Annotated in this window: 22 protein-coding genes; 7 read left to right on the forward strand and 15 right to left on the reverse strand. The window is 64.9% G+C overall.

The annotated features are described in order from the left end of the window. Positions 1–2 precede the first annotated feature (2 nt). Together OKW37_RS30900 and bluB are read left to right on the forward strand one after the other, a co-directional pair. Entirely contained in the window at positions 3–1,382 is a 1,380-nt protein-coding gene (locus tag OKW37_RS30900) for a cobyrinate a,c-diamide synthase (protein WP_429403181.1), read from the forward strand. Next, complete coding sequence (gene bluB, locus OKW37_RS30905) at positions 1,366–2,025, forward strand: 5,6-dimethylbenzimidazole synthase (RefSeq protein ID WP_429403182.1); 660 nt, start codon at positions 1,366–1,368, stop codon at positions 2,023–2,025. Before OKW37_RS30900 ends, bluB begins: the two co-directional genes overlap by 17 nt. Before the next feature lie 36 nt (positions 2,026–2,061). Here bluB and OKW37_RS30910 read toward each other — a convergent pair whose 3' ends face one another. The 8 genes from OKW37_RS30910 to OKW37_RS30945 all read right to left on the reverse strand — a co-directional run bounded on the left by OKW37_RS30910 (position 2,062) and on the right by OKW37_RS30945 (position 14,267). Next, on the reverse strand, positions 2,062–2,676 hold the full coding sequence (locus OKW37_RS30910; RefSeq protein ID WP_429403183.1) for a DUF4136 domain-containing protein: 615 nt from the start codon (positions 2,674–2,676) through the stop codon (positions 2,062–2,064). A 42-nt stretch (positions 2,677–2,718) separates the two neighbouring features. Next, positions 2,719–5,205, reverse strand: a complete 2,487-nt coding sequence (locus OKW37_RS30915) for a CHASE2 domain-containing protein (protein WP_429403184.1) — start codon at positions 5,203–5,205, stop codon at positions 2,719–2,721. Between the two features lie 66 nt (positions 5,206–5,271). Continuing rightward, positions 5,272–6,723, reverse strand: coding sequence for a FecR domain-containing protein (locus OKW37_RS30920; protein WP_429403185.1), 1,452 nt, complete (start codon positions 6,721–6,723; stop codon positions 5,272–5,274). Continuing rightward, on the reverse strand, positions 6,720–7,460 hold the full coding sequence (locus OKW37_RS30925; RefSeq protein WP_429403186.1) for a response regulator transcription factor: 741 nt from the start codon (positions 7,458–7,460) through the stop codon (positions 6,720–6,722). The genes OKW37_RS30920 and OKW37_RS30925 overlap by 4 nt, the downstream gene beginning before the upstream one ends. 1,035 nt (positions 7,461–8,495) lie before the next feature. Further along, complete coding sequence (locus OKW37_RS30930; protein WP_429403187.1) at positions 8,496–12,002, reverse strand: SNF2-related protein; 3,507 nt, start codon at positions 12,000–12,002, stop codon at positions 8,496–8,498. Between the two features lie 197 nt (positions 12,003–12,199). Beyond that, positions 12,200–12,739, reverse strand: a complete 540-nt coding sequence (locus tag OKW37_RS30935) for a cytochrome b (protein ID WP_090805927.1) — start codon at positions 12,737–12,739, stop codon at positions 12,200–12,202. Continuing rightward, positions 12,736–13,845 (reverse strand): catalase family peroxidase, encoded by a 1,110-nt coding sequence (locus OKW37_RS30940; RefSeq protein WP_429403188.1) that lies wholly within the window; start codon positions 13,843–13,845, stop codon positions 12,736–12,738. The genes OKW37_RS30935 and OKW37_RS30940 overlap by 4 nt, the downstream gene beginning before the upstream one ends. A gap of 149 nt (positions 13,846–13,994) precedes the next feature. Next, on the reverse strand, positions 13,995–14,267 hold the full coding sequence (locus OKW37_RS30945) for a DUF4148 domain-containing protein (protein ID WP_184068896.1): 273 nt from the start codon (positions 14,265–14,267) through the stop codon (positions 13,995–13,997). A 166-nt stretch (positions 14,268–14,433) separates the two neighbouring features. Between OKW37_RS30945 and OKW37_RS30950 the strand changes: the two genes are divergently transcribed. From OKW37_RS30950 to OKW37_RS30960, 3 genes are all read left to right on the forward strand, one after another. Then, positions 14,434–15,159: an anti-sigma factor family protein gene (locus tag OKW37_RS30950; RefSeq protein WP_429403189.1), complete on the forward strand. Its 726-nt coding sequence runs from the start codon at positions 14,434–14,436 to the stop codon at positions 15,157–15,159. 158 nt (positions 15,160–15,317) lie between these two features. Continuing rightward, positions 15,318–15,836, forward strand: a complete 519-nt coding sequence (locus OKW37_RS30955; RefSeq protein ID WP_018421072.1) for a sigma-70 family RNA polymerase sigma factor — start codon at positions 15,318–15,320, stop codon at positions 15,834–15,836. After that, the gene (locus OKW37_RS30960) at positions 15,833–16,684 is read left to right on the forward strand and encodes an anti-sigma factor family protein (RefSeq protein ID WP_429403190.1); all 852 of its coding nucleotides are present in this window, start codon (positions 15,833–15,835) and stop codon (positions 16,682–16,684) included. The genes OKW37_RS30955 and OKW37_RS30960 overlap by 4 nt, the downstream gene beginning before the upstream one ends. 33 nt (positions 16,685–16,717) lie before the next feature. Here the strand turns inward: OKW37_RS30960 and OKW37_RS30965 are convergent, their stop codons facing one another. Next, complete coding sequence (locus tag OKW37_RS30965) at positions 16,718–17,629, reverse strand: helix-turn-helix domain-containing protein (protein WP_429403191.1); 912 nt, start codon at positions 17,627–17,629, stop codon at positions 16,718–16,720. 238 nt (positions 17,630–17,867) lie between these two features. Between OKW37_RS30965 and OKW37_RS30970 the strand changes: the two genes are divergently transcribed. Both OKW37_RS30970 and OKW37_RS30975 read left to right on the forward strand, forming a co-directional pair. Then, the gene (locus OKW37_RS30970; RefSeq protein ID WP_429403192.1) at positions 17,868–18,773 is read left to right on the forward strand and encodes an NAD(P)H-binding protein; all 906 of its coding nucleotides are present in this window, start codon (positions 17,868–17,870) and stop codon (positions 18,771–18,773) included. 78 nt (positions 18,774–18,851) lie between these two features. Then, complete coding sequence (locus tag OKW37_RS30975; RefSeq protein WP_429403193.1) at positions 18,852–19,262, forward strand: hypothetical protein; 411 nt, start codon at positions 18,852–18,854, stop codon at positions 19,260–19,262. A gap of 395 nt (positions 19,263–19,657) precedes the next feature. Here the strand turns inward: OKW37_RS30975 and OKW37_RS30980 are convergent, their stop codons facing one another. The 6 genes from OKW37_RS30980 to OKW37_RS31005 all read right to left on the reverse strand — a co-directional run bounded on the left by OKW37_RS30980 (position 19,658) and on the right by OKW37_RS31005 (position 26,480). Next, entirely contained in the window at positions 19,658–20,536 is an 879-nt protein-coding gene (locus tag OKW37_RS30980; protein ID WP_429403194.1) for a DUF4396 domain-containing protein, read from the reverse strand. A gap of 688 nt (positions 20,537–21,224) precedes the next feature. Further along, positions 21,225–21,884 carry a hypothetical protein gene (locus tag OKW37_RS30985; protein WP_429403195.1) on the reverse strand — a complete coding sequence of 220 codons (660 nt, stop codon included), beginning with the start codon at positions 21,882–21,884 and terminating at the stop codon, positions 21,225–21,227. A 43-nt stretch (positions 21,885–21,927) separates the two neighbouring features. After that, positions 21,928–23,220 carry a chloride channel protein gene (locus OKW37_RS30990; RefSeq protein ID WP_184050100.1) on the reverse strand — a complete coding sequence of 431 codons (1,293 nt, stop codon included), beginning with the start codon at positions 23,218–23,220 and terminating at the stop codon, positions 21,928–21,930. Positions 23,221–23,315: 95 nt separating this feature from the next. After that, positions 23,316–24,518: an MFS transporter gene (locus tag OKW37_RS30995; protein WP_429334609.1), complete on the reverse strand. Its 1,203-nt coding sequence runs from the start codon at positions 24,516–24,518 to the stop codon at positions 23,316–23,318. A gap of 531 nt (positions 24,519–25,049) precedes the next feature. Next, positions 25,050–25,373, reverse strand: coding sequence for a DUF1840 domain-containing protein (locus OKW37_RS31000; protein WP_429403196.1), 324 nt, complete (start codon positions 25,371–25,373; stop codon positions 25,050–25,052). Positions 25,374–25,748: 375 nt separating this feature from the next. Continuing rightward, complete coding sequence (locus OKW37_RS31005; RefSeq protein ID WP_187610278.1) at positions 25,749–26,480, reverse strand: YfdX family protein; 732 nt, start codon at positions 26,478–26,480, stop codon at positions 25,749–25,751. Between the last annotated feature and the right edge of the window lie 56 nt (positions 26,481–26,536).

The following is a 26,536-nucleotide window of genomic DNA, read 5'->3' on the forward strand; positions in this document are numbered from 1 at the left end:
CGATGTCGGCGTCCCCTAACGGGGCTTCGTCCGGGGCGCCCCCCAAGGGGACTTCCTTCGGGGCGTCCCCCCAGGGGACTTCCTTCGGGGCGTGCCCCGCGCTGTTCATTAGCGCGCCCGCGTCGGGACAAGGCAAAACCACGATCACCGCCGGTCTCGCGCGCTATCACCGGCGGCTCGGACGTCGCGTGCGCGTGTTCAAGACCGGGCCGGATTTTCTCGATCCGATGATCCTCGCGCGCGCGAGCGGCGCGCCGGTGCTGTCGCTCGATCTGTGGATGGTCGGCGAAAGCGCATGCCGCAACCTGCTCGCGCGGGCGGCGCAAGAAGCCGATCTGATCCTGATCGAAGGCGTGATGGGCCTGTTCGACGGCACGCCGAGCAGCGCCGATCTGGCGACCACGTTCGGCGTGCCGGTGCTCGCGGTGATTTCCGCGCAGGCGATGGCGCAGACCTTCGCCGCGGTCGCGTTCGGCCTTGCGCGCTTCAGACCGCAACTGCCGTTCCACGGCGTGCTCGCGAATCGCGTCGGCTCGGCTCGGCACGCGCAGATGCTGCAGGAAGCACTGCCGCCCGAGTTGCGCTGGTGCGGCCACCTCGCCGCGAGCGACGAGATCACGCTGCCCGACCGCCACCTCGGCCTACACCAGGCCGATGAAATCGACGATCTCGAAGCGCGCCTGGAACGCGCGGCGGATACGCTCGCGTCGACCGCGCTCGCCGAACTGCCGGCGCCGGTCGATTTCGGCGTGCCCTCGCCCGAAGTGCTGCCGCGTCTGCTCGAAGGCAAGCACATCGCGATCGCGCGCGACGCCGCGTTCTCATTCATCTATCCGGCCAACGTCGCGCTGCTCGAAGCGCTCGGCGCGCGGCTCAGCTATTTCTCGCCGCTTGCCGACGAAGCGTTGCCCGCCGGCACGCACGCGCTCTATCTGCCGGGCGGCTATCCCGAGCTGCATCTGGCGACGCTCGCGGGCAACTCGACCAGCGCGGCATCGATCCGCGCGCACGTCGAGGCGGACAAACCGGTGGTCGCCGAGTGCGGCGGCATGCTCTATCTGCTCGACACGCTGACCGACGCGCAAGGCACCAGCACGCCGATGCTGGGCCTGCTGCCCGGTCACGCGACGATGCAAACGCGCTTCACGTCGCTCGGCATGCAGCAGATCGATGGCGTCCACGGCACGCTGACCGGCCACACGTTCCACTACTCGAAGCTCGCGACGCCGCTCGCGCCGCAGCGCTTCGCCACGCGCGCGCACAGCGACACGCCCGGCGAAGCGGTGTTCCGCGTGGGCCCGATTGTGGCAACCTATATGCACGCTTACTGGCCCTCCAACCCGGCTTTCACGGCCGCCCTCTTTCATGGCGAAGCCTTTTGACGACTCCGAGCGCGAAGCGGTCTATCGCGCGATTTACGAACGCCGCGACATGCGCCACTTCGTGCCCGATCCGGTCGATCCGGCGGTGCTGCGGCGTCTGCTCGACGCGGCGCATCACGCGCCGAGCGTCGGCTACATGCAGCCGTGGCGCATCGTGCGCATCACCGACGCGGCGCTGCGCACGGGCTTGCGCGACATCGTCGAGCGCGAACGGCTCGCCACCGCCGATGCGCTCGGCAAGCGCCGCGACGAGTTCATGAAGCTGAAGGTGGAAGGCATGCGCGAATGCGCGGAGCTGCTGGTGATCGCGTTGATGGACGGGCGCGAGCGACACGTCTTCGGCCGCCGCACGCTGCCGGAGATGGATCTCGCGTCGGTCGCGTGCGCGATCCAGAACATGTGGCTCGCCGCGCGCGCGGAAGGACTCGGGCTTGGTTGGGTGTCGCTATTCGATGTCGACGCGGTGCACCAGCTACTGGGGATGCCGGAAGGCGCGCGGCCGGTCGCGATTCTGTGCCTCGGCCACGTCGCTGCCTTCTATAGCGAGCCGATGCTCGAAACGGAGCGCTGGGCGAGCCGTCTGCCGCTCGCCGATTGCGTGTTCGAAAACCGCTGGCCGCAAGACGAGCCGGCGCAGGAATAACTGATACTCGTGGCCCCGGCGATCCGAGGCTGCGTTTTAACGCTGCAGCGGCTCCATCGACTCGACGTTCGGCACACCGCTCGTCTTGTCGATGCTGAGCTTCACACGCCAGTCGGCCGGCGCATCGAACGGCAGCTTCGCGAGCGCGGTTTTCACGAGCAACGGCAGTGCATGCAGCGGGTCCGCGTCGCGATCCATGAACACCGCGCCGACCTTGTAGCGCTCGGCGCCGCTCGCGTAGTCGAAAAAGCGCAGCGTCAGCGCGTGCTGATACTTGCGCCCAAACAACAGCGCGCTTGGACCGTCGCTGCCCGCGCCGCAATCGGCGGGCGCGCAATCCTCACCGCCGATGCCGATCGACGCCGGCCGCGTGCTATACGCCATCGACAGCAGATAATGCGCGGGCTTGTCCGCCGTATCGACGAGCCCGTGTTTCGCCAACTCGTCGCGCAACAGCTTTTCGACTTGCGGATGGTCGGCGCTGTCGTCCTGCGGCTGCGTGCGCGCGAGCGAATAGGTCTGCTCGCCTTGCAGCGCAACGGCGCGGTCGGCGCCGTTAGCGGAGACGGTGTGCACGTCGGCGCTCAGGCCCGCGCAAGCGGTGAGGCTCGCCGCGGCCAGCGCGGCACAGAGGTGAGCGATCTTTGCCATTGTTTGTTTTCTCTCTAGTACATCGAATACATCAAAGGCGCATCAGACGCGCGGTGCGATCGATTCGTCGAGGGGCGCGTCGTCGAGCGCGGGCAGCCAGATCGTGAAGGCCGTCCCCTCGCCGGGCGCGCTGACGACTTCGACGCTGCCACCGTGGCGCGTGACGACGGTTTTGACGAACGCCATGCCGAGTCCCGCGCCGCCCACTTCCGGCCGCTCCGCCTCGTGAAAACGGCGAAAGCGCTCGAACAATCCCGCTTGCTGCTCCTCAGGAATGCCATAGCCCTGGTCGCGGATCGTGCACGACACGCGCGGCGCCTCGCTGCCCGCGCGCTTTGCCGCCGGCTGGCCAGCGAAGCTGCATACGATGCGCGTGTCGGGCGGACTGTACTTGACCGCATTGTTCAAGATATTGACGAGCGCGCGTGTCATCAGCGAGCGGTCGGCGCAGATCCAGGGATCGTCGTCGGCGTCGTCGGCGGATTCCGTATGCAGCGCGATGCGCTTCGCATGCGCCTGCGGCCAGACCTCGTCGCTCGCATCGATGACGAGTTCGGTCAGACTCAGCGGCTCGAGCACATAGGCCTGCGATTCGGCGCGCGCCAGTTGCACGAAGTCGTCGGCAAGCGTGAGCGCGCGTTGCGCGTAGCGTTCGATGCGCTCCAGCACGCTGCGCGCGAGCGCAGGCTCGGTCCGCGCGCGCTCGATCTCGACCAGCGCAATGATCGACGCCTGCGGCGAGCGCATGTCGTGCGACAGCAGCCGCAGCGCGTCTTCGCGCTGACGCTCGGCCGCATGCAGCGCCGACACGTCGACGAGACCGGCGATCCAGCCGGTCGTCTCGCCCTGCGCGTTGGTGCAGGTCGCATAGCGCAGCAGATGGTCGCGCTCGTTCGCGTCGCGCACCTCGACGCCCTGCGCCATCAGCGCCGCGAACTCGCCGCGCGTCGGATCGAGGAGCGCCGGCCAGTGCGCGTGCGCGGACAGACTGCGCTCGTTGTCCGTGGCCGCGCCGGTATCGATCGTCTTCACGAGCGTGAGACCACCGAGCACGCAATGCATCGGCTGGCCTTCGGGCATCGGCGCGCCTAGCCGAGCGAAATGCGCTTTCGCCGCGTGATTCGCGATCAGCACGACGCCGGCCACGTCGCTGACGAGAATCGGCTCCGGCACGCTATCGAGGCTGCCCCACACGAAGCGCTTCATGTCCTGCACCCGTTGCGCGGCCTGCGCCATCAGCGCCATGTGCTGCGCGAGCACGTCGCCGCCGAACTCGCGGCGGCGCTTCGGCGTCTCGGGCAGCAGATGCGGCTCGTCGGCGAGACGCTGCAGTTCGCCGCGCAGATACGCCATCGTCATTTCGAGGCGTCGCCAGTTCCAGATCGGATAGACGATCACGACGCCGAGGATCGCCGGCACCGGCGAGATCCACAGCCTGCCGCCGTACAGCAGCAGCGCGCTGCCGGTCGCGGCGAGCAGCACCAGCGCGCCGGTCAGCAACAACGAGCGGCGCGGCGACAGCACGAGGAAGCCGGCGAGCAGCGCGGCGAGCGGCCCGAGCGCCGCCGCGAACACGACCCACAGCGCGACCGGCTGGATCTCGCGGCCGCTCAGCAGCGTGTCGAGCACGTTCGCGTGGATGTAGACGCCGGGCAGCGGACCGAGCTCGCCCGATACCGGTGTCGCGAAGCGGTCGTACAGACCCGACGCCGTCACGCCGATCACGACGATGCGCCCGCGCAACTGATCGGCCGGCACCTTGCCGGCGAGCACGTCGGCGAAACTGAGCCTTGGGTAGTTCGCGGCGTTCGGGCCGAACGGAATCAGGAAGCGCTCTTCGCCGCCGTCGTCGCTGCCGCGTGCGGGCTCGTTCGAGGAGCGCGGCGGCAGGCCGCCGCGCAGATGCAGCTTGCCGTGTTCGACCGCGTCGGCGACGAGCACCGTCAGTTGCGGCCAGCGCGAGCGCTCATCGCCCTGGAAGCGCGCGACGCTGCGCACGATGCCGTCGCTGTCCACTTCGAAATTGATGTGACCGAGCCCGGCAGCAGCCTGCGCGAGCGGCGCGACGGGTTCATCGACGGTGCGCTTGCCGCTCGCATCGGGCGGCGTCAGCAGCACGGGCAGATAGGTCGGGCTCAGCGCAATGGCGTGGGCGAGCTGGGCGTCGTCGACATTGGGCTCGGTGAACAGCACGTCGTAGATCACCGCGGCAGGTTTGGCCGCGGCGATCTGCTCGAGCAGCCGCGCGTGCACGCTGCGCGGCCACGGCCAGCGGCCGAGTGCGTCGATGCTCGCGTTGTCGATCTCGACGACGACGATGTCGGACAGCCGCGGCTGCTCGCGCAGCTTCAGAAACTGGTCGTACACCAGCAGATCGATGCCGGCGCCGACGCGCCCGAACGACGTCAGCAGGATCACCACGAAGCCGAGACAGCCAACGCTGACCCACTCGATCAGAAAGCGCCGGCCCGCCCGCCGTCCGAGACGGGCGCGCGGATCGAGGCTCATTCGCGTAGAAGTGGCGGGCACGGGACGATGTAGTCGGGAACGGGAGGACGGACCGGCCAGCAGGCCGGCCCCGAGAATCTACCAGCGTCAGCGCGCAAGCGTAAAGGAGCGGACCGGACTGCTCTTTTCGTAGAAGCGGCCGTTGTCGAACTGCTCGGCGACGATCGTCCAGTAGTAGACGCCCGGAGGCAGATCGCTGATCACGAGTTCGCCGCCCGGCAGATCGGGGCGATCGATTACCGGATGGCTCAGTTCGGCCGTGTTCGCGAGCAGGAAGCGGAAACGGGTCGGCACGTTGCTGCGGCTGACGAACCAGCGGAACTCGTAGTCGCGGCCACCCGCGCGCTGCGCGGCCGAAGCGTCCAGCCCCAGCTGGCGGCGCTCGAACGCGTACACGTTCGGCAGGCCGTCGAGACCGTTGCTATCGGTCGACGCGACGCGCACGAAGTACGTGCCGTCGGGCAGATCGCCGAAGTCGGCATGCGGCGCGCTCACACGCAGGTCTCGCACCAGGTCCAGTTGATCGGCGTCGTGCGAAATCTGCAGCCGATAGCCGACCGCGTGCTCGGCCGGGTTGACGTCGAACGCGACGCTCTTGCCGTCCTGCACGCGCGCCGGCCGCGCGAGCGCGGGTGCGGGCAACAGCTGGACCGGACTGCCGACCGCGCCGCCCGAGTGCGTGACGTTGCCGAAGCTTGCCTCGACCAGCTGCTCGGACGCCTGCAACGGCCTGCCTGGCGCCGGCGCGGCGCTCTGGCCATGCTGCGTGGCCGGATCGACGCCGACCGCGCCGTCGAGCACCGCCACCGCGGTGGTTTGCGTGTCGCCGTCGTAATCGACGCGAAAACGCGTGCCGCGCACTCCGGCGACCACCGAAGGCGAACGGATCTGGAAGCGATCATCGCGTCGCTTCGCATGCGTGACCTGGCTCTCGACCTCGCCGGCGCGCAGCTCAAAGACGCGATCGACGACGCCGGTCAGCGTGACGTGCCGCAGTCTCTCGATATTGAGTTCGCCGTTCTGCGCGATCGTCACGTATGAGCCGCCGGGCAGCTCGAGCGTCGCGAACCCGTTCGCGCCGGTACGCAAGCGATCGCCTTCGGCAAGCGTTTCACCGGTTTTCAGCGGCAGATAGGGGCTCGAGTCGAACGCGTGCTCGACTGGACCGCTGGTCGCGATCACGCGAGCCGTGTCCCGATCCTGGCGCAGCCTTCGGGACGGCAAACGCAGCACGATGCCGGCCGCCATGCGGCGCGGCGCGGGCACGTGATTGAGGCTGCTCAACAGCGCCCAGTCGGTCGGATCGGCCATGTAGCGGGCGGCGATGTCATACAGCGTGTCGCCCTCGTGCGTCGTGTACGAAGCGTAGACCGGCGACGCCTTCGCTCCGGTCTTGCCGCGCGCGGGCTGCGCGTGCGCGAGCGCGCTCCAGCCGGTCGCGCCCGTTGCCATCAGACAGGCCGCGGCAAGCCACGCGGCGGCGCGGCGGCCGGGCATGGCGGCGCTGCCCGATGCCGCCCCATCCACGCAGACCGTCACGCTTCCCCCGCTTCTTCAGTGGGTTCGTCGTCGGCGGCCGGTGGTGTGCCGGTTTCGATCCGCTCGAGGCGGTAGCCATAGCCGTAGATCGGCGTGAGCCGATAACCGTGCTCGGGGCGCAGACCGAGCTTGCTGCGCAACATCGACACATGAGTGTCCATCGTGCGCGACGGGATGTCCGTGGCCTGCTTCCAGATCACGTCGAGAATGTGTGCGCGCGACAACGGCCGGCTCATATGCTGGAACAGCAGCAGCGCGAGTTCGAACTCTTTCTGCGTGACGGAGACCGGGGTGCCGCGGACCACGACGTGCTTGACGCTCAGGTCGAACTCGAAGTCGCCGAATACTTCCCTCGTTGCCGGCGGCTTCAGGTAATACGCGCGCCGCAGCAGCGAACCAACCCGCGCGAGCAGTACGGCGCCCGACACGGGCTTGACGAGATAGTCGTCGGCACCGGTATTCAGAATCGAAGTGATGTCGGTTTCGCGGCCGCGGCTCGTCATGAACAGCACCGGCAGGCGCTCGGACAGGCTTTCGCGCACCCAGCGAAGCACTTCTTCGCCGGACATGTCGGGAACGTTCCAGTCGAGCACGAGCAGATCGAACGTCTGACGACGCAACTGGCGCACGAGTTCGCGCCCTGCGCCATACGCGTGACAGACGTGTCCAGCGGCGGACAGCGTTTGACACACAAGGTCGGCCTGAGCCGAATCATCATCGAGGACTGCAATTCTCATAACACCCCACAACGCAACAGCGCCTTCATGGCTGACGGCCGGTATACCGGCTGACGACCGGGATGACGGCGCAGCACCGCCGATCCGGCTTCCCAAAAAATTCCGGCTGTTACTTTCTGATTAATGGTCCCTCGCCGTCCCCCGCCATGACGCTGCTTTCATGAAGCGGAAATCAGCGCATAAATGTAATTTCCATAGCGATTATGCAGGGCAGATCATGATAATCGAAAACCTTCTTTCTTCCCGTTTGCCGTGTACCGGCAATCCGTCGCGAAAAACCCTAATCAGAAATGGCTGACGCGCTTTTCAGGTTTTTCTGGTCTGCCACCACTAGCCGGCGCCGGAAGGAAGCGACACTGTGGACGGAAGATCCTTGCTGGAGCGGCTTTTTGACCATGCTCGCTTATCGGCTTTAAGATTCCTTTCAGGTACTCTTATTTAACAATTGCGCGTTCAGTATAAGAATAATCTCAAAATAAATCGTTTAAACATTGTTAGATTTTGTCCCGGTCGAGTTGTCATTCGAGGCAGTCGGCCTGGTCGGGCGAGCGACTCAAAGCCCTCGTTTTGCATGAGGCATTCGACTGCTTCACATTGTCGGCCGACGCGATGACGCGCCGCGAGACGGGCCGTCAGCGGGTGATGCGCAGCGTTAGGGTCGCAGGCAAAAAAATGCGGCGCTGCCCCTGTCGAAGCAACGCCGCCCACAAACACTACACACGCTCGCCGGGGTCTAACCGCACGAGTAACGTCACGTTAGCTGGAAGAACAGCCGTGCTCAAGATGAAAGAACTTCCTTTGTAACCGTTGGCGAAGTAGTTATTACGCGCCGCACCAGCCGCGCGCGACGCGCAAGCCTTACACAGCGCGAGTTCGAAATTGGTATGAGTTTGAAGTCCCATCGACGGTAATTTACATACACAGACGCTTTGTTACAGTGTGGCCCCGATTGGCGTTGCCGCGGCGCGTCAGATTTCCCCTTGCGTGTCTGCGTGGCCCGTCTGCGTTGCCTCGTTCGGTCGCTTGCCCGCGCGTTCAACGCGCGCCTTCGAGGTCCGGCATAGGCGCGAACAGCGCGTCGAGATCGTCGTCCGAGAACTTTGCGGCGCCGGCCGCATCTTCCGCGAGAATGCTGTCGGCGAGCCCGGCCTTGTGCTCCTGCAACGCGACGATCTTTTCCTCGATGCTGCCGGCCGCGATCAACTTGTACACGAATACCGGCTTGTCCTGTCCCAGCCGATGCGCGCGGTCGGTCGCCTGGTTCTCGGCGGCCGGGTTCCACCACGGGTCATAGTGGATCACCGTGTCGGCGGCGGTCAGGTTCAGCCCCACGCCGCCGGCCTTCAGGCTGATCAGGAACAGCGGCACCTCGCCCTGCTGGAACCGCTCGACCGGGCTCACGCGATCGGCCGTGTCGCCCGTCAGCATGACGTACTGGATGGCGGCTTCGTCGAGCGCCTCGGCGATCAACGCGAGCATGCCGGTGAACTGCGAGAACAGCAGCACGCGGCGTCCCTCCTCGATCAGCTCGGGCAGCATCGACAGCAGCAGATCGAGCTTGGCCGAGCGTATCGCGCGCTCGCCGCCGCCCGTAGCAGCGCCGTCCCCGATACCGCTGGCGGTGCGCACGAGCCGTGGATCGCAGCACACCTGGCGCAGCTTCAGCAACGCATCGAGCACGATGATGTGGCTGCGCGCGAGCCCCTGCGCGCTGACCGCCGCGCGCACCTTCTGCTGCATCGCGGTGCGCACGGTTTCGTACAGGTCGCGCTGCGCGCCTTCGAGATCGACCGGACACACGATCGTCGTCTTCGGCGGCAGCTCCTTCGCGACCTCGTCCTTGCGACGGCGCAGCATGAACGGCCGGATGCGGCGCGCGAGCAACGCGCGGCGCACGTCGTCGCCGTTCTTTTCGATCGGATTGCGCCAGCGTCGCGTGAAGTCCTTCTGGCTGCCGAGAAAGCCCGGCAGCAGAAAATCGAATTGCGACCACAGCTCGCCGAGATGATTCTCGAGCGGCGTGCCCGTCAGGCACAGCCGATGCCGCGCCTGCAAGCCGCGAATCGCCTGGGCGGCTTTGGTGGTCGCGTTCTTCACGTACTGCGCCTCATCGAGAATCAGCAGATGATAGTCGTGCTCGGCGAGCACCTTCTGATCGCGCCACAACAGCGCATAAGTGGTCAGGATCAGCTCGGCTTCGCCGATCTGCTCGAAACGCTCCTTTCTCTGCGGCCCGTTCAGCACCAGCACTTTCAGCTCCGGCGCAAAGCGGCGCGCTTCCTCGCGCCAGTTGTGCACGAGCGTGGTCGGCACGACGATCAGCGCGGGATGCGTGAGCCGCCCCGCTTCCTTCTCGGCGAGAACGTGCGCGAGCGTCTGCACGGTTTTGCCGAGGCCCATGTCGTCGGCGAGCACGCCGGCCAGATCCTGTTCGCGCAGGAACTGCATCCAGTTCAGGCCCTGGTGCTGATACCCGCGCAGCTCGGCCTTCAGCCCGCGCGGCACCGGCACTTCGCGCAGGCCCGGACCGGCTTGCAGACGGCGCGCGAGCTCGCGGATCGAATCGTCGCCGCTGAACTGCCAGCGGCCGGTGTCGTGCAGCGCATCGAGGCGACCCGCATCGACCGCGGGCACGCGCAGAGGCGCGCCTTCGGCAAGCGCGCCGCCGAGCGAATCGAACAGATCGACCAGCACGCGCACCACCGGCTTCAGACGATCGGCGCGCAACCGCAGGCGCTTGTTCTCCTCGGTCTTCAGCTCGATCGGCTCGTCGTCTCGAATACGCTCCAGCGCGCCGGAGAGCCAGCGCCGGTCGCGCCGGAACAGATCGGCCAGCAGCGGTTCGAGCCGCACGTTGCGCTCACCGACGCGGATGCCCATCTCCAGATCGAACCAGCCGTCGCCGGCCTGCTGCGCGGTGCCGTCGATCGCGTCGATCTCGATCACGTTGTAGCGGAACTCGGGCGCCATCGTCACGCGCCAGCCCTTCGCGACCAGATCCGGCACCGCGTCGTTGACGAACTCGGACCACGCGTCGGTGTCGGGCAGTCCGAGCATCGTGTCGGGCAACAGACGCGACGCATGCAGGTTGCGCGTCGGCACCTTTTGCAGACCGGTCTTGCGCAATTCCAGCAGACGCTTTTTCTCGGCGTCGTAGCGCCGGCGGATGTGAATCACGTCGCCGCCCGGCAACGGCACCAGCGTCACGCTGCTGTCGGCGTTGATGCTGACACCGTCGTAGTCGAAGCTCGCGGCCGCCAGCTCTAGCGCGGCGGACTTGCGCTCCGCGGCCTTCGCGGCCTTCGCCGTTTTCGCCGTTTTGATGCCCTTCCCCGCGCCGGGCAGCGCATGGCTGTTCAGCGTCAGCACCGGCACCGGTTCGACGTCGATCACCCGAATCGCGGGCGCGTCGTGGGTCGGCGGCAGCGGCAGCTCGGGCGCGATCTCGCGCAGCACCGACGCGACGAGCGGCGCCTCGGCGAGCGAGATCGGCGGCATCGCGAGGTAGTCGGGCAGTTGCTGGAACGGCAGCGACAGTGGCACGACGCCCGCCTCGTTGGCGACGCCGTCCACGTACCAGACCGGCTCGGTCGGCAGCACCATGCTCGCGCGCGGTTCGGTGCGCAGTACCGGGCGCAGGCGCTCGTCGGCGAGCGGCTCCCACTCGATGCGCCCGAGGCGGTCGGCGGCGCGCGCGAGCGGCGTCGGTCCGGCCTGGCCCGGCGCGATCCCGAAGTCGAAGAACAGGCGCCCGGTCGCGATCAGCTTCTGCAGCGTTTCCGCGCCACTCGTGCCTCGCAGCACGAACTGGCCCAGGTCCTCGCGCGAGCGACCGAGCCATAGGCCGCGGAGGATCGACAGGTCTTCGTCGGACACGAAGCGCGGCTGCCTGAGCAGCGCGCCTTCGACGTCGCCCCAACTGTCGCCGACTTCGACGATCACGCCGTCCGCGTCGCAACGCGCGCGATGCAGCACGACTTCGTGGCGCATATGAAAACGCGACCAGTTGAGCCGATAGGCGAGCGTTTCCTTGCGCGTGGCGTCGAGCTTCCGGGCGGCGTCTTTTTCGGCGGCGTCGGCCACGCGGGCGCGCGCGCGAAAACGCTCGAGCCAGCTGACCAGTTCGGGTCGCACACCTTGAGATGAAGATGGAGACGGTGACGGCGCCGGCGGCGCGCCCGGCACCGTAATCCGTCGCGCGATGAATACCTCCGACCTCGCCGGGTCACTGCCGTCCTCGACCTGTGTGATGTGATCCATCTCGTCGTGGTAGTGGAGTTCCGCAAGCAGTAGCGCCGCGACGTGCTTGCAATTGCGGCCGACCGGGCACGTGCATTTGCCTTCGGCCGACGGCGACCCGCCATCGGTACGAAAGCGAACCCGCGTCAGGTACGGCCGCGGCTGCGAGCCCTGCACGTCGCCCGACAGCGTGTCCCCCTGCCATTTGACGTTGCTGACCGCGCCCACCGAGCGCGCCTTGGCGACGGTGCGCTCACCGAGCCATTCCGCAATCCTTTCCCGATCGAAGAAAACTGACGACATCCGCGTGCATTCCTGTTCAAACCGGCGAAGGCAAGCGCGCGTGGACCATGACGGGGCGCCGCGCGACGCCCGGCCGATTCTGTCCAGTTGCGATTTGCCAGTGATAACCGGCCATTTTACGCGTTGGACGAAAATCGCCAGGGCGGGCGATCTGGACAGTTCGGGAGCAACCCGGTCAAGCCGCGGTTCGACCCATATCAGCGTTCGCCGCGGGCCATGCTGCCCCACACTCCGTCGCGCAGGATCAGCCCATGCAACAACGCCGCCGCCAGATGCAGCAGCACCGTCGCGAACAACGCGAACGCGAGCCACGTATGCAGCGCGCGCAGCAGCGCGAACAGCGCGACGTCGTGCGGTGCGATCGGCGGCAGATGCAGCGGACCGAACAGCGTGACCGGATAGCCGGCCGCCGATAGCATCGCCCAGCCGATCAGCGGCATCGCGAGCATCAGCCCGTACAGCACGAGGTGCGACGCATGCGCCGCGATTCGTTGCGGCTTCGACATGCGCGCGGGCAATGGCGGACTGCCGCGCATCACGCGCACCGCGAGCCGCACCAGCACGAGCAGCAGCAACGCGATGCCGAGCGGCCGATGCAGCGCGACCAACGCATCATGGGCACGCGATACCGTCGCCACCATGCCCACGCCGATAAACAGCATCGCGACGATCAGCGGCGCCATCGTCCAGTGCAGCAGCCGCGCGAGCGGACTGAAGTGAGTGCGGGTGCGCGTCATGAAGGCTCTCCGTTTGGCTGGGTTCGATGGATCTCGGGATGCAGCGCCTCCTCGCGCGTGCGGCGTTGGAACGACTGTGCGTAGGCCGCAGAGCGCGCGGCGAGCAGCGGATCGTCCGATGGCGCGATGCCGGCGGGCACGATCGTCGGATCGAAGTTGATGTCGCGGCAGGCGCCGTCCTCCTGCGACGTGGTGCGTTCGATCACGAGCGTCCCCGCGTCGACGCGCTGGCGGTCGTCGGGCCACTGCAGCGTCGCGTCGCTGGTCGGGTCGCCCGGTTGCGCGACGGTCAACAGCAGATGCCAGCGCAACGGTCCGCGTTGCAGACGGTCGTCGAGATCGGCGGCGAGGAAGTTCTTTTCGGCCTGCTGCGCCGCGGTGATCGGCGCGTAAGGCGTGTCGGGCACGACGGCCCAGCGCACGGCGCGCGTCGTGCCGTGGGCATCGGTAAACAGAAACGCGTCGATGCCGTAGTATGCGGCGTTCGCGAGGCTCGACGACGGCGCGTGCGACTTGACCCAGCGCTGGAACGGCTGCGTCTCGGGATTGGCCGCGTAGAATGCCTTCAGCTTCGCGGGGTCCGGTTTGCCGGTCGCAGGGTCGGGCTTCGCGGCCAGCAATTGCTGATAGAACTGAGCTGGCGTATGCACCGCGAACACCGGCGTCGAGTTCATGCCGGTACGCCACTGTTCGCCATCGCGAAGCCGGAACTGCAGCGCGAGACTGCGCACCGGCGAGCTCGTATCGGGCGCGGACGGATTACCGCCGGGCACCGCGAAGCGACCCGACACCGGCGTGCGGCCCGGCGCGAACACTGCCGCGTGCGACAGCGCCGCGCCATTGCCGTTGCTGTCGAAATAGCCGTCGACGCACAGGCCCTTGGCGTGATTGCGTCGATAGCCCGGATGCGGGCCCGCGACCGCCTCGAACGTATCGATGATGCGCGGGGCGGTCAGACGCGCGGGCGTCAGCCACCCCGCGGTGTAGGCGAAGCCGCCCGCGAGCGCGAGCGCGACCGCGCCGATCGCGGCGAGCCGGCATGTCACGCAGATCGGCCGCGGGTCGGAGCCGGCGGGGTTGGGTTTGGGTGCGAAGGGTGGTGTCACGGAAACTCCTTGCCGGATGGATCGACGATTCGATCGATGGGTCGATCGACTCATCGACCGTACGGGCGAACACGCCTCGCTACGGTCTATTCCATCCGGCCCTGGCGCGCACATTCAAACCCATTCGCGCGCCAGTGGCCGATGCTGCTTCAATGGGTGCCAACAGCCGGCGCTCCCGAGTTCGCGACGTGGCTCGCGGCGAGCGCCGCTTGCGCGGCGAGCGCCTGCTTGCGCTGCTCGACCTGACGTGCGAACACGGGACTGACATCGGGATAGGACGCGTCGGTGATGTAGTCGAGACCGTTCTGCTGCGCCTCGATCAGTTCCTGGTACACCTGAGCGCGTGTCTTGCCCTGCGCAAACGCGCTCGACGAAGCGGCGAGAACGACGAGCGACAAAGCAACCAACGAAAGCTTTTTCATGATCGACTCCTTGGAGAGTTGTGCGGGTTCGCACCAGGGAGAACCACGGGTGGGCAGCGTTTATTCCTGTATTCGTGGCGTGAAAAAAACATCGCCGGCGCGGGGAATAAATGTCTCCGCCGCCGTGTTTGCCGTCTGATAGCAGCAATCAAGACCGCGCGTCATCATGACCTCGACTCACCGCCCCTCCGGCGCTCCGCCCTCCGAAGACGACATCCAGGCCTATGCGGACGGCACGCTGACGCCCGAGCGCGCCGCGTCGCTGCGCGACTATCTCGTCAAGCATCCGGCGGAAGCACGGCGTGTCGCCTTTTACGACCGCTTGAACGCACAGATCCAGGCCACGTTTCAGACCGCCGAGGAGCCCGCGCCTGGGCGCCTCGGCGGATCGCGCCCGCTGCGCATGCGCCCGCAACCGGGTGGTCGCGCACGCCGAACACTTGTCGCGCTCGTCGCGCTCGCGCTGATGCTGAGCGCCATCAGCGGTTGGCTCCTGGCGACTCAGGTGTCGGCACGAGCGCTCGATAATGCTGCCGTGATGGCGCTCGCCGAAGCCACCGCACGGCCCTTTTCCTCGGCATCGCCGACGCGCGTCGATCCAGCCGCGCCGGATCTCGGCGCGATCGGCCTGCGCCTCGTCGAGCAACGCGTGCTGCGGCTCGGGCCATTGCAGCGCGCGGACGAACTCGTCTATCTGAACGGCGATCAGCAACCAGTGGTCGTGCTGTCGGCCGCGGCGCCGTTTGCGCGGGAAGAGCCGCAGTGGGCCGCGCGCCGCATCGGCGAACTGCGGCTGTTGACGTGGACCGCGCGGCGGCAGCGTTTCGTCGTCGCGGGCAATGCGCGCACCCACGGCCTGATGCGCGCCGCCGACGTGATGAGCGCGCGCTGACGCCGGTGCGCGCGGCCCTCGCGGAATAAAATGCGCTGACAGGTGTTTGCAGTTCGAACGCATCGTGCGACGGAAGCCTCCGCGACCGGCCCGGCGCGTATCGATACCGACGCGAATGAAGCCGATGCCACCCCCACGCCGCTTGACCGGGATCAACCATGGATGTCCGTGACGAGCTGATCGAGCACGTGCCGCGTCTGCGGCGCTATGCGCGGGCGCTGATCAACAATCGGGAGCTCGCCGACGACCTCGTGCAGGACACGCTCGAGCGCGCGCTCGGCCGCACCCGTCTGTTCCAGCCGGGCACCGATCTGCGCGCGTGGCTGTTCACGATCATGCACAACGTCTTCGCGAATCAGGCGCGCAAGGCGTCGGCGCGCGCGGTCCACGTCGCGGTCGACGACGACAGCATCGCCGAAAGCGAGCTCGCGGTGCCGTCGGGCCAGACGCGTTCGCTCGAAATGCGCGACCTCGACTACGCGTTGCAGCGGCTGCCGGTCGAACAGCGCGAGGTGGTGCTATTGGTCGGTCTCGAGGAGATGAGCTATGCCGATGTCGCGCTCGCGCTGAACGTTCCGATCGGCACGGTGATGTCGCGGCTCTCGCGCGGACGCGAACGGCTGCGGGCTTTGATGGCGGGCGCCCAGCCCGGTGCGAAATTACAGGTGGTGCGATGAGCGAGCCGCAAATGCCGATCGGCGAAGAAGACTTGCACGCGTACGTGGACGGCACGCTGTCCGGCGAGCGGCGCGACGAGGTGGAGCGCGCGCTCGAACAGAATCCGGAGCTGGCCGCGCGCGTCAGCGATTACTTTTCGCTCAATGGTCTGCTTCACGAGCGCTACGACCGCGTGCTCAGCGAGCCTGTGCCGAAGCGTCTGCAGACCGGTGTGCCGCGCCGCGCGCGAGCGGCCGCGAACTGGCCGCGTTTTGCCGCGCAGTTCGCGGGCATGGCCGCGGCGCTCGTGCTCGGCGTGGGCATCGGCATGCACAGGAACGATCTGATTGCACCGGTTGCGATCGATCGAACCGACCCAGGGGCCGAAACGCAAGCCGGAAATCGTCCGGTCAGCGCGGACAGCGCCGAGGGCTTCGCGCGCCAGGCGGCGCTCGCACACGTCGTCTACATGCCGGCGATCGACCGGCCGGGCGACATGAGCGCCGATCGCGAGCAGGACTTCGTGCAATGGCTCGCGCACCGGCTCGGCACCGAGGTCCATCCGCCGATGCTGTCCAAGAGCGGATTCATGCTGTCGGGCGGCCGCCTGCTGCCTGGCGACGACGGTCCGACCGCGCAGTTCATGTATCGCGGACCGAACGGCGAGCGCGTCACGCTGTGCATCTCGCATCGTCGCGAGAACGCGAATACGACCGCGTTCAAGCTGTATCAGGCGGGGCCCGTCAACGTGTTCTATTGGGTCGACGGTGATTTTGGCTATGCGGTGTCGGGTGGGATCGATCGCAAGGAGCTGCTGCAGCTCGCGCATGATGTCTATGCGCAGTTGACGGGGGCCGCGCCCGGTTGAAGCGGATGGGTTCCGCGCCGCGCGGTTCGCGCATCAACGTCGTGTCCTCTCCTGCCCCGACATGGCCGTGTCATCGCGCGCGGCGCCGCGCAGTTCACGCGGCGTTGCACCGAGCAAACGCAACATCCAGTGCGCCATATGGCTCTGATGCGCAAAGCCCGTTTCGAGCGCGATCTGGCTTGCGCTGAGGCGTCCCTGCAGCAGCAGCGTTCGCGCGCGCTCAACCCTGCGCTGTACCACGTACTGATGCACGGGCACACCGAGCGTGTCGCGAAACAGCGCCTTGAAATGCGGCACGCTCAGTTGCGCCTGCGCGGCGAGCTCGTCGAGCGTCAGACGCTGATCGAGATGCGCGTCGATAAACTCGATCACACGTGCGGCCGTGCGCGGCGCGAGCGTACGCCGCCGGTTGCCCGGCATGGGTTCGACGCCGATCAGACGCACCAGCATCGCCGTACACAGACTTTCGGCGTAGAGCGGATCGGACGCATCGTCCGCTTCGAGCTCCGCGCGCAGCGCCCAGGCGAGATGCTGAAAGCGCGGATCGCGCATCTGGAAGCGCGGGCGCAGCTGCGCGTCGGCCGAGTTCAACGCGAGTTGCTCGACCGTCCGTCGCGCGAAGTCCTCTGCAAACCAGACGCTGAAAATCGTGCAGGCGGCGTCATCGTTCCACTGACCTTCGAGCCCCGCGGGGATCACGTCGGCGTCGCCGTGCGCCTGAATCCGCGTGTGGCGGCGCGCATCGCACAGACAGCGCGCAGTCACCGGCGCACCAACGTGCACGCCCACGCGATGATGGCGAAACGCGGGCATCCGATGCAAACCGGCCGACACGTTGACCAGCTCCGCACCGAAGCCTTGCCAGCCAAGCGCCCTGCTCGTGCGCACGGTGATGCGCGAGCCGCTGTGCGGCGCAGGCGCGGGCATCGGGGTGACGGCGTTCATCGCTTGTCTCCTGAGTGAGCTGAATGACGGCGAGATGCCTGCATTGTGCGGCGTTTTTGGCAGGTTCGCCGGCGTGACGGAATATGGTAGCTCGCGAACAGCCAACGCGACTCGCGCGACCTGCGCGGCATCGGCGTAAAAAATCATCCAGATCTGCGCAAAGTCATCCAGATCTGAGCGCCTCGCGAGCACCGCGTCCCTACCATCACGTCATAGCGATCCTCAAAAGGAGCACAACGTGTTCGTCATTTTCGGAGCGACCGGTCACGTGGGACACGCGAGCGCAACCGCCTTGCGTCGCGCGGGCCGCCAGGTACGCGCGGTGGTGCGCGACGCCACGCAAGCCGAAGCGCTCGCGGCAATCGGCTGCGAGATCGCGATCGCCGACCTGAACGACCCACAGCTGGTCGCGCGCGCGATCGACGGCGCGCAGGCAGTGCAATGGCTCTGTCCGGTGCCGCGAGCGCATGACGATCCCGCGGCCGCCATGCGGCGCATCATCGACGCGGGCGTCGCGGCTTTGCGCATCAGCGCGCCACCGCGGCTCCTCGCGCTGTCCGACTACGGCGCCGAGCACGCGGATGGCACCGGCATCACGACGCTGTTCCACTACCTCGAAACGCAGTTGCGCACCGTCGCGTCGTCGCTGATCTTGTTGCGCGCCGCCGAGCACATGCAGAACTGGGCACGCGTGCTGCCGGTCGCGCTCGGCCGGGGCGCGCTGCCGAGTCTGCATGATCCGCTCGACAAGCTGTTTCCGACCGTCGCGGCGCAGGACGTCGGCGAGCTTGCCGCGCAGTTGCTGCTCGATGAAGGGCCTTCGCGCGCGACGCCACGGGTGGTCAGTATCGAAGGGAAAGAGCGGGTAAGCGCGCTCGACGTCGCGCGTACCTTGGCGGAACTGTCCGGGCGGCCGGTTATCGCCCACCGGGTGCCGCGCGACGAATGGAGTGCCGTGCTGCGCGGCGCCGGGCTCGGCGAGCGGCACGCCCAACTGATCGTCGATCTGTACGACGCGCACAACGCTGGACGCATCGACGTCGAGGCGAATATCAGCGAGCGACGCTTCGGCGCCACCACGTTGCGACAGGTGTTGAGGGCGCTGCTATCGGGCGTGGCCGGTACGGCAGCGGCGGCGCGGTGATCCGCGTGGATGTAGGGCAAGCGGACGGCGTGGCGCCGCGCGAACAGCGTCGAAGGCGTTCAACACTGGAGAGACAGCATGCAGACCTGCCCGTTGCTTCACGCATCGATCGACGCCAGATCAACGAAAAACGCAATGCGACGGATGCAGTGCGTAGCGTCAACACCGTCAACGCACCCGAGCTCACGCGCCGAGCGCTGGCTGCGCATAGCGATAAGGCTATCGAGCTTCATGGGCTGGCGCGCGCTTGCCAACCTGCTCGCCGCGATTCCCGACAGCAATGACGATTTCGGCGTGTTCCAGGTTCTCAGTCATGAGCCGCGGGCGGGTCAAGCGGCGCTGAAGGTGCCGGGCTGGTGGCAAGCACCGCGCCGCAAGCCGCCACCAACCCGCTTATCGAGCCGGTTTACTCGTTCTCGTCGAAATAGTGACCCGGGCGAGCTTTCTCGTACAAACCTACGCCAACGCTTACGCCGGACCACTGACTGAGAGGTTGATACCGTCAGCGATACAGTCGGGTCACGGCCTTTTTCAACGCGATCAACCCTGAGCCACGGTTCGAGCTTCTCTGACCACAACGACGACTTTTAAGGTACAACCACGCCACTTGCCTAACTGAGTCGGCCGGCGGGTGGTCTTGAGGTTTGTTCGACGCCTGCCCATCTCCGCGGACTCACGAGCGCGTGAAGTCGCACGTTGGTTGTATTGGGGGTGAGGTCCAGATTACTACGGTCATCCGGCATCCATCACAATGCACGTTTTGTCCGGGTGAACGCGTTTGGGACGCAGCTAGTATCCAATCGCCGCACATCCTGTGGGACCGCCTTCACGTCAGTTGCGATTTTGCCTGTCGCCATCAGCGCCCTTTTCGCTGAGGGTTTGGTCTACATCTTCTCCTTCACACCGGAACGAATCAGCCACCAGTTCACAGGGTAGCTCGTTACGAAGCCCGCGAGCATGGCGATCTGCATGGCGAACCAGAACTCCGAACTTGTCACGTTCGCGATGCCGCCAAAAACCGGCTTGAACCATAAGAACTGAATGGTCGCCATTGCTCCATACATGCCAATCTGCCACGCGGTTATCGAGGCAATATCCGCTTTGACTGCAGCGATCACGCCCTGTCCAATTGACAGGTCGCGCATCGGCTTGATGGTGAAGTACTGAAAACCGATTCCTAGCAGAAAGGCGATCATGAAGTCTGGGATCCAGACGGCAAAAGTTTTCTCGTTGAATACGCTGTGCCATCCGAACCACACCGCCAACCCTGGAAACGCAAACGCTGACCATTCGACAACAATGTCGCCGAGTGTGCAACCAGCGCCGCAATGACTAGTGCCTTTCATCACGATCACTGTGAACGGTTGCGTTTTATCGCCAGCTTCGGCGGCGAGCACGTTGCGTCCCCATGCATAATAGGCAGCAAGCCAGAGAACTGTGCCGAATAGCGTGGTCAGCGGCCAAACCAGGCTCATGATCCACATCTTCTGCGGATGTCTTACCTCGTCAGTCACAATGATGGCGGCACACACCACGCCTAACACAATCCAGGTGATTGACAGACTATGGAGCCACGCTGGAAAAGTACCGTAAGTCATCGTTGGTCTTGAAAGGCTTTGCACCGATAGCGCACAGAAGAGCAACTGCCGTTCCGGCTCTGCAAGATTGGCTGATGAACAACGGCTCGATTCGGGCAGACGCCCGGTTACGGGTCTCCTGATGACCAAGCGGGATTGCGCGTCAACCGAACGGTCGCGATGCATCGTTAAGCACGTCGTTTGTCGTGGACCGTTTGTCGTGAACACTTGTAACGTCGACCGATGTAGGCTTAACGCATGGGAAACGTGCCGATCCTGGGCAGCTCGGACAATATTTCGCCGCGCGCGAAAAAGACGATCAGAGAGTAGCGACGATGACAGCGCTCTGACCACGTAACGTCAATCAGATAGCCCTCCGCAATTGCCCATCGGGTTTTTCCAATCGTTTCTGTGAAACCGACCTTCTCTGAACCCTGCGTCGCACGACGTGCCCATTGCGGTGCTGCGACGCACATGCCAGCGCGCCGCCCGAAGCTAACGGCTGCACAGCTGTAAGTTGCGCGAGCTTCGCGATGCAAACCTGGACCCTTATCTACCCAGGGACTGCTCTGCAGATAGGCTCCTGTTCGCGGTGATCTCCCGCTCGGCACGTTGCCCGGGCCATCGGTCAGAATCACAAGAAGTGAGTTTGGCCTCGCGTTGGCGCGGCCTCCGAAACGCTCCGACAGATCAAACCAGCAGGTCGAGCGATCGACTCTGCCGTCAGAGGAGCGACCGCGCCACCTGTCTCGACTTTAATCCGGCGTGCGTCTCCGGCCCGCGCTGTGCGAGTGGCGAGAGGTCGCGCCGGTTCAGAACAGTTGGTGCAACAGAAAACACCTTACATCGGCATCCCATCTCAAGTCGCGCCAGCTCATTCCTGTCTTTTCACCGCGCTATTACGCGTATTGCGTTCGATCGCTGTGAGCAGTAGCAGCAAAGTCAGGAAACCTGTCAACGCGAGAAGAATTCCCAGCGACGAACCGAACTGAGCGTTTTTGCCCTCTGCCGCCTGAACGGCGCTTTGGGCCGCATCAATCCGCCCAATCTTGACACGGGCATACTGATCCATGGCCGCTGCAACATACCGCTCGCGGTTGTCCCATTCCCACGTAGCAGCGTGCTGCCCGGCAGCCGCAACGACGTCGGACAGTTCATCCAGGAACTGCTGTCGGTCGGCTTGGGGAATACGCTCGAGCCACGCCTTGAGCAGCGGTTGGCTTGCATTATTCTGGTTCAACAGGGCATTAAGCGGAGCGGGGATAATTAATCCCGCGGCGCCAGCGACATCCGCCATGGCGTTGCCGTACGCGCTGTCGATCTTCAGACCGTCGTTGGCCGCCTCCGAACCCGCTATCGAAGAGAGTACCTCGCTCGCGCTGACGGGCGGATCTGTGATAACAGCTGCCGTCCTCGGAACGCCAAGCGCAAACATTAATGCGATCATCGCCAGGATGGCGCCAACTAGCGCGATCAGACATAGCACGCGCGCCATGCCCAATAGACGCTTTTCGATTCTGTCTGCGATCCCCATATGAACTCCGTCGATGTCTGTTCGACCTACCGTCGCCTTTGCCTCACGGCTTGCGCAGATAACGCTCCGAGAGCGCCTCGTACAGCGGTGGCGCAAAAAAGCGCGAGACGCGACTCGCGATGAGCGCCGTGGCCATCAGCGAGATAACGAGCGCGTGCCCGTTGATCATCTCGATGACGATCACGAACGCCGTGATTGGGCTCTGGGTGACCGCCGCCAGATAGCCGACCATGCCGAGCGCGATGAGCATCGGAAGCTGGATCTGCGAGAACGCCATGTGAACGGTGTTGCCGATGCCAGCCCCGATCGCGAGCGACGGGGCGAACAGGCCTCCGGGCGCGCCTGGCAGATACGACCCCACCATCGAGACCATCTTCAGGAGCGGGTATGCCGCGCTGACATGCGCGCTGCCTTCCAGCATGCTCCGCGCTTCGGCATAGCCGCTGCCAAATGTATGGCCATTGGCGCTCACGCCGACGACCGCAATGACCAGGCCGCATAGCGCGCCGAATAGCACAGGCCGCTTCACGCGCAGTTCGAGCAGAACTTCGGGCATCCAGCGCTTCGTGTTGAGCAACAGCCAGCAGAAGCATCCCCCTAGCGCGCCCGCAAGGACACCGATCAGCACTACGGCGAGGCTAATCCATCGGGGCAATCCCGACCCGATATCGATCGTGCCGAAATACACATAGTTTCCCTGAAGCCCAAGTGAAACGACGCCAGCGAAGATGATTGCCGTGATCAGCACGCCGCTCGCGCGCTCCTCGAAGCTGCGCATCAGTTCCTCAATGGCGAACACCACGCCTGCGAGCGGAGCATTGAATGCCGCCGACAAACCGGCGGCCGCACCCGCGAGCGCGAGTCTGCGCTCCAGCACGCCCGGCCGGATCGCCAGAAAACGCCTCGGGTAAAAGCGCCTCAGGCTGAACATCAGGGCGGCGCCAACATGAATGGTCGGACCTTCGCGGCCGATGGTAAAGCCACCGAGCAGGGCCAGGAACGAGACCAGAATCTTTCCAACGAGAATACGCAGTGTAAGCAGCCGTGGCCCGAGTTCGTTCGGCCCGTGCAGCATGGCGATCACCTGGGGGATACCGCTGCCCTCGGAACCGTCAAAAAAGCGCCGTGTAAGCCACACCGTAACGGCGCCGGTTGCGGGCGCCACGATCAGAGGCAGCCAGAACCGGTCAGCCGCATAGCGAAGGAACACCGCGTAGCCGAAATCGATCAGCTTCGCGTAAAGCACCGCGACCAGGCCTACGGCGATCGCCCCCAGCCAGAACACGCCATAGTGGAGCCATAACCGGTTGATGCGCTGCAGCTTTCGACGGTCCATCAGCGCGAGAATGCGCACGATCTGTTCCCCTGTTTTTCTTCTGGGTTTTTTCCGGCGACGCCCTCACCGGCTGCATTTCGCGCCAGAAGCGCGACTCAGGCTTTCCGCGGTGACGGAACCTTCATATTGAACGCGATTGCGAGCCAGCACAATATGAGCCCGGAGCACGCGTAAAACACCGCGTTCGCGCCATCGTGTTTTAGAAGCCAGCCGCCAACCACGCCGCCGAGGGCAAGGCCGATCGACTGCGTGGTGTTGTATACGCCCGTGGCCGCACCCTTCCGATCGCCCGGCGCGAGCTTCGAGACGAGCGAGGGCTGCGACGCTTCGAGGATGTTAAAGCCGAGGAAATACACGAACAGGACGGCGGGCACGATAACGAGTGTATGTTCGAGCGAGCCAAGCAATAGCTGGCCAATGAGGATCAGACCGATTGCAGAGACGACCACGGCCTTCATTTTCCCCCGCTTCTCCGCGGCAATGATGGCCGGCACCATCATGACGAACGCAATACCCATGACCGGCAGATAGACCTTCCAGTGCAACGAGACCGGCAGCCCTGCGTCGACGAGCAGGCGAGGCACCACAAGGAACAGCGCCGTTTGCGTGGCGTGCAGTACAAGCACGCCGAAGTTCAGGCGCAGCAGCTCGACGTTGTGGAGCACTTCGGCAAATGGCGCCCGCAAATGGACGGGCCGGTTCGGCGAATCCGGCACGACCCAGATCACCACGCCCACCGCGAGAATCGAGAGCGCGCCGACCAGCGAGAACAGGCCGCTCATCCCGAGCCAGTGGAACACCAGAGGCGCACCCACGATCGCCACCGCAAAGGAAATGCCGATCGAGGCCCCCACCATCGCCATTGCTTTTGTGCGGTGCTGCTCGGCAGTGAGGTCGGCAATAAAAGCGAGCACCGCGGAGGAAACGGCGCCCATTCCCTGGATCACGCGACCGACGATTATCCACACAATATCGTGCGCCCCCGCGGCGACGAAGCTGCCGATCGCAAATATTACGAGACCCGTCGCGATAACTGGCTTGCGGCCAACCTTGTCGGAAACCCAGCCGTAGAAGATATAGAAAAGCGATTGAGTGACGCCGTACGCCCCCAGCGCGATGCCGACCAGCAGGAGATTGTCGCCGCCGGGAATGGTTTTCGCATACACCGAAAACACCGGCATGATCATGAAGAGACCGAGCATGCGCAGTGCAAAGATCGCTGCGAGCGACAGCGTCGCTCGCAGCTCAAGCGCACTCATGCGCGAGCGGGAAGTGGCCGATGTGGAAGTTGCGCTCATATCGTGTAAAAAAAAACCCAGCAGTCGCTGGGTGAAGATAGCTGCCGATGCTGCAGTCGAACGTGCTTGACCGGCAAGCTGAGGACACGTCGAAGTCACGCGATTCCGCGCCGCACCCGCTGAAAGCCTGGTGCAATATTATGGCACGACATGACATTTCTCAGAATTTAGACGCGAAAACTTAAACGAAACTTAAAACCCGGCCCATGAGCCCTCGCTCGTGTCGCGCGCGGCACCGCCGCCCGCACGACGAAGGGCATGCGCGATTTACCGCTCGCGCAGATTACGTCGGATCGCAATCATTTCGCTTCGCGACATGTCGAGAATTATTGGTCCGATGCGGCAGGTCGCTAATAAATGATGCGTCGGCGCTGGGTTCGATGCGCGTGGCGACGATGATCCTTTGAACGTCAGGTCGCATCTGCAGACTTATCGCGTCTATCCCCTGGAACGCCCTTGCGCTGACAACGGCATCGGCGCTGTCTCGCGATAACGAGAAGACATGCGCCTGCGCCGCAGCGCTCCAACGGTCTAAATACCCCAGAGAATATCGTCGCCATGGCGATGGGCCTCGCGCATCATGTCGAGCAATGGCCAGGCGCGATGTTCGACGGTCGCGGCCGCACTGTTTGAACTATGGTCGTTCGGCACGTGATGGAGGACGTTGAGGGCTGATTCAGTGCGTGCCTGATCTTCGATAGCGCGTTCAAGCCGCGTTATCACCGTACCCAGTTCATCGTGGCTGATGACGCCACGAGTGGCGACTTGCTTACCAATGGCTGCGAGGAGATATTCCGCGAGGTTCCGCAGCATGACGACGTCCGGAGTTGAACGGCACTTGAACGTAACAAGCATACAGACCTCTCCGCGAAGGACAACTGTGCCGTTGCGACGGCCGCCGAGACGGCCGCCTGATGCAATCGACGCTTATAAGCAGCAACGAGGCTTGCGCCAATCTCGATATCCAAAGTGTAGGCCAATATGTCACATTGTGCTATATAAAGATCAGATGCGCGGACCATACCTTACCGGCGCGCAGGCAGGTCGACATGAATCTAACTCGCGGGCAGCGCTCATTAGCTGCGCACGACGTTCGTCGTGTCGTGGCATAAGCGGAGGCAATAAATGCCATGATCGACTGCTCTTTGGGGGCGTGATGACCCTTCAGAATAAGCTAACGCTAAATTGTCCCTCTGTACCGCCAGGGACGCTTTGGCATCGCGGACAGATTCATCGTGCGCTCGCGGACGAGGCGGGATGCTCGGCAGGCTTCGAAGCCATTTGTGCGGTTTGTGCGTGCTGAGGAATGGCGTCCAGGTCGACCCAGTCATACCGCACGCTCGCCACCGCCTGCCGGAGGGCGTCATTTGCTTGATAGTACTGGTGATGAGAGATCAGCCTCGCAGCGTCATTGACGTCCGCGATCACCAGTTTTAGCGGAACGAGTTCCATGGTGTAGGCAACGTTAATATTCGCGACCTTCAGGGCGTTGAGCGCCTGATCCCGCTGACCTTGCTTGATGTGCTCATTCGCGGATGCCACCGCTTTGGATTTCTCGGAAGACTGGGCGAGATTGTCGGTGATAGTTACGTCAGCGCCAACCGGAAGCCACATCAACTCCTGCGAAGCGCGAGCGACGTCCGCTTGGACATGCGGCGCGCTGGAAGCCGTGGGTGGAAGTTTCAAGTCTTTTTCAGCCTTGGTAAAAGCAGTATTGTCAGCCTGCGCTTCCTGCAGTGATTTCTGGGCGGCTTTTACAAGCGTGGCGGCCTCCGAACCGTTACCGTTGAAGATTGCGAGCCGCGCAAGTTCGATCTGCTGGAAGGCCTCGTTTCCTTTCCCCGAGACTTTGCCCATGTCCGACGCGACGGCCCGCGGGGACTCGGCGGCCTGCACGGCCGCACCACAATAGGCGGCGGAGAGCAACGCGCACATGACAGCGATAACCTGATGCCTTTTCATGGTTCATTCTCCTTAGCGAGTGTCCAGTTCCCGACGTCGCATGCGGCTTTGCGCGC

This window comes from Paraburkholderia sp. MM5482-R2, from assembly GCF_050436125.1.
GTDB lineage: Bacteria > Pseudomonadota > Gammaproteobacteria > Burkholderiales > Burkholderiaceae > Paraburkholderia > Paraburkholderia tuberum.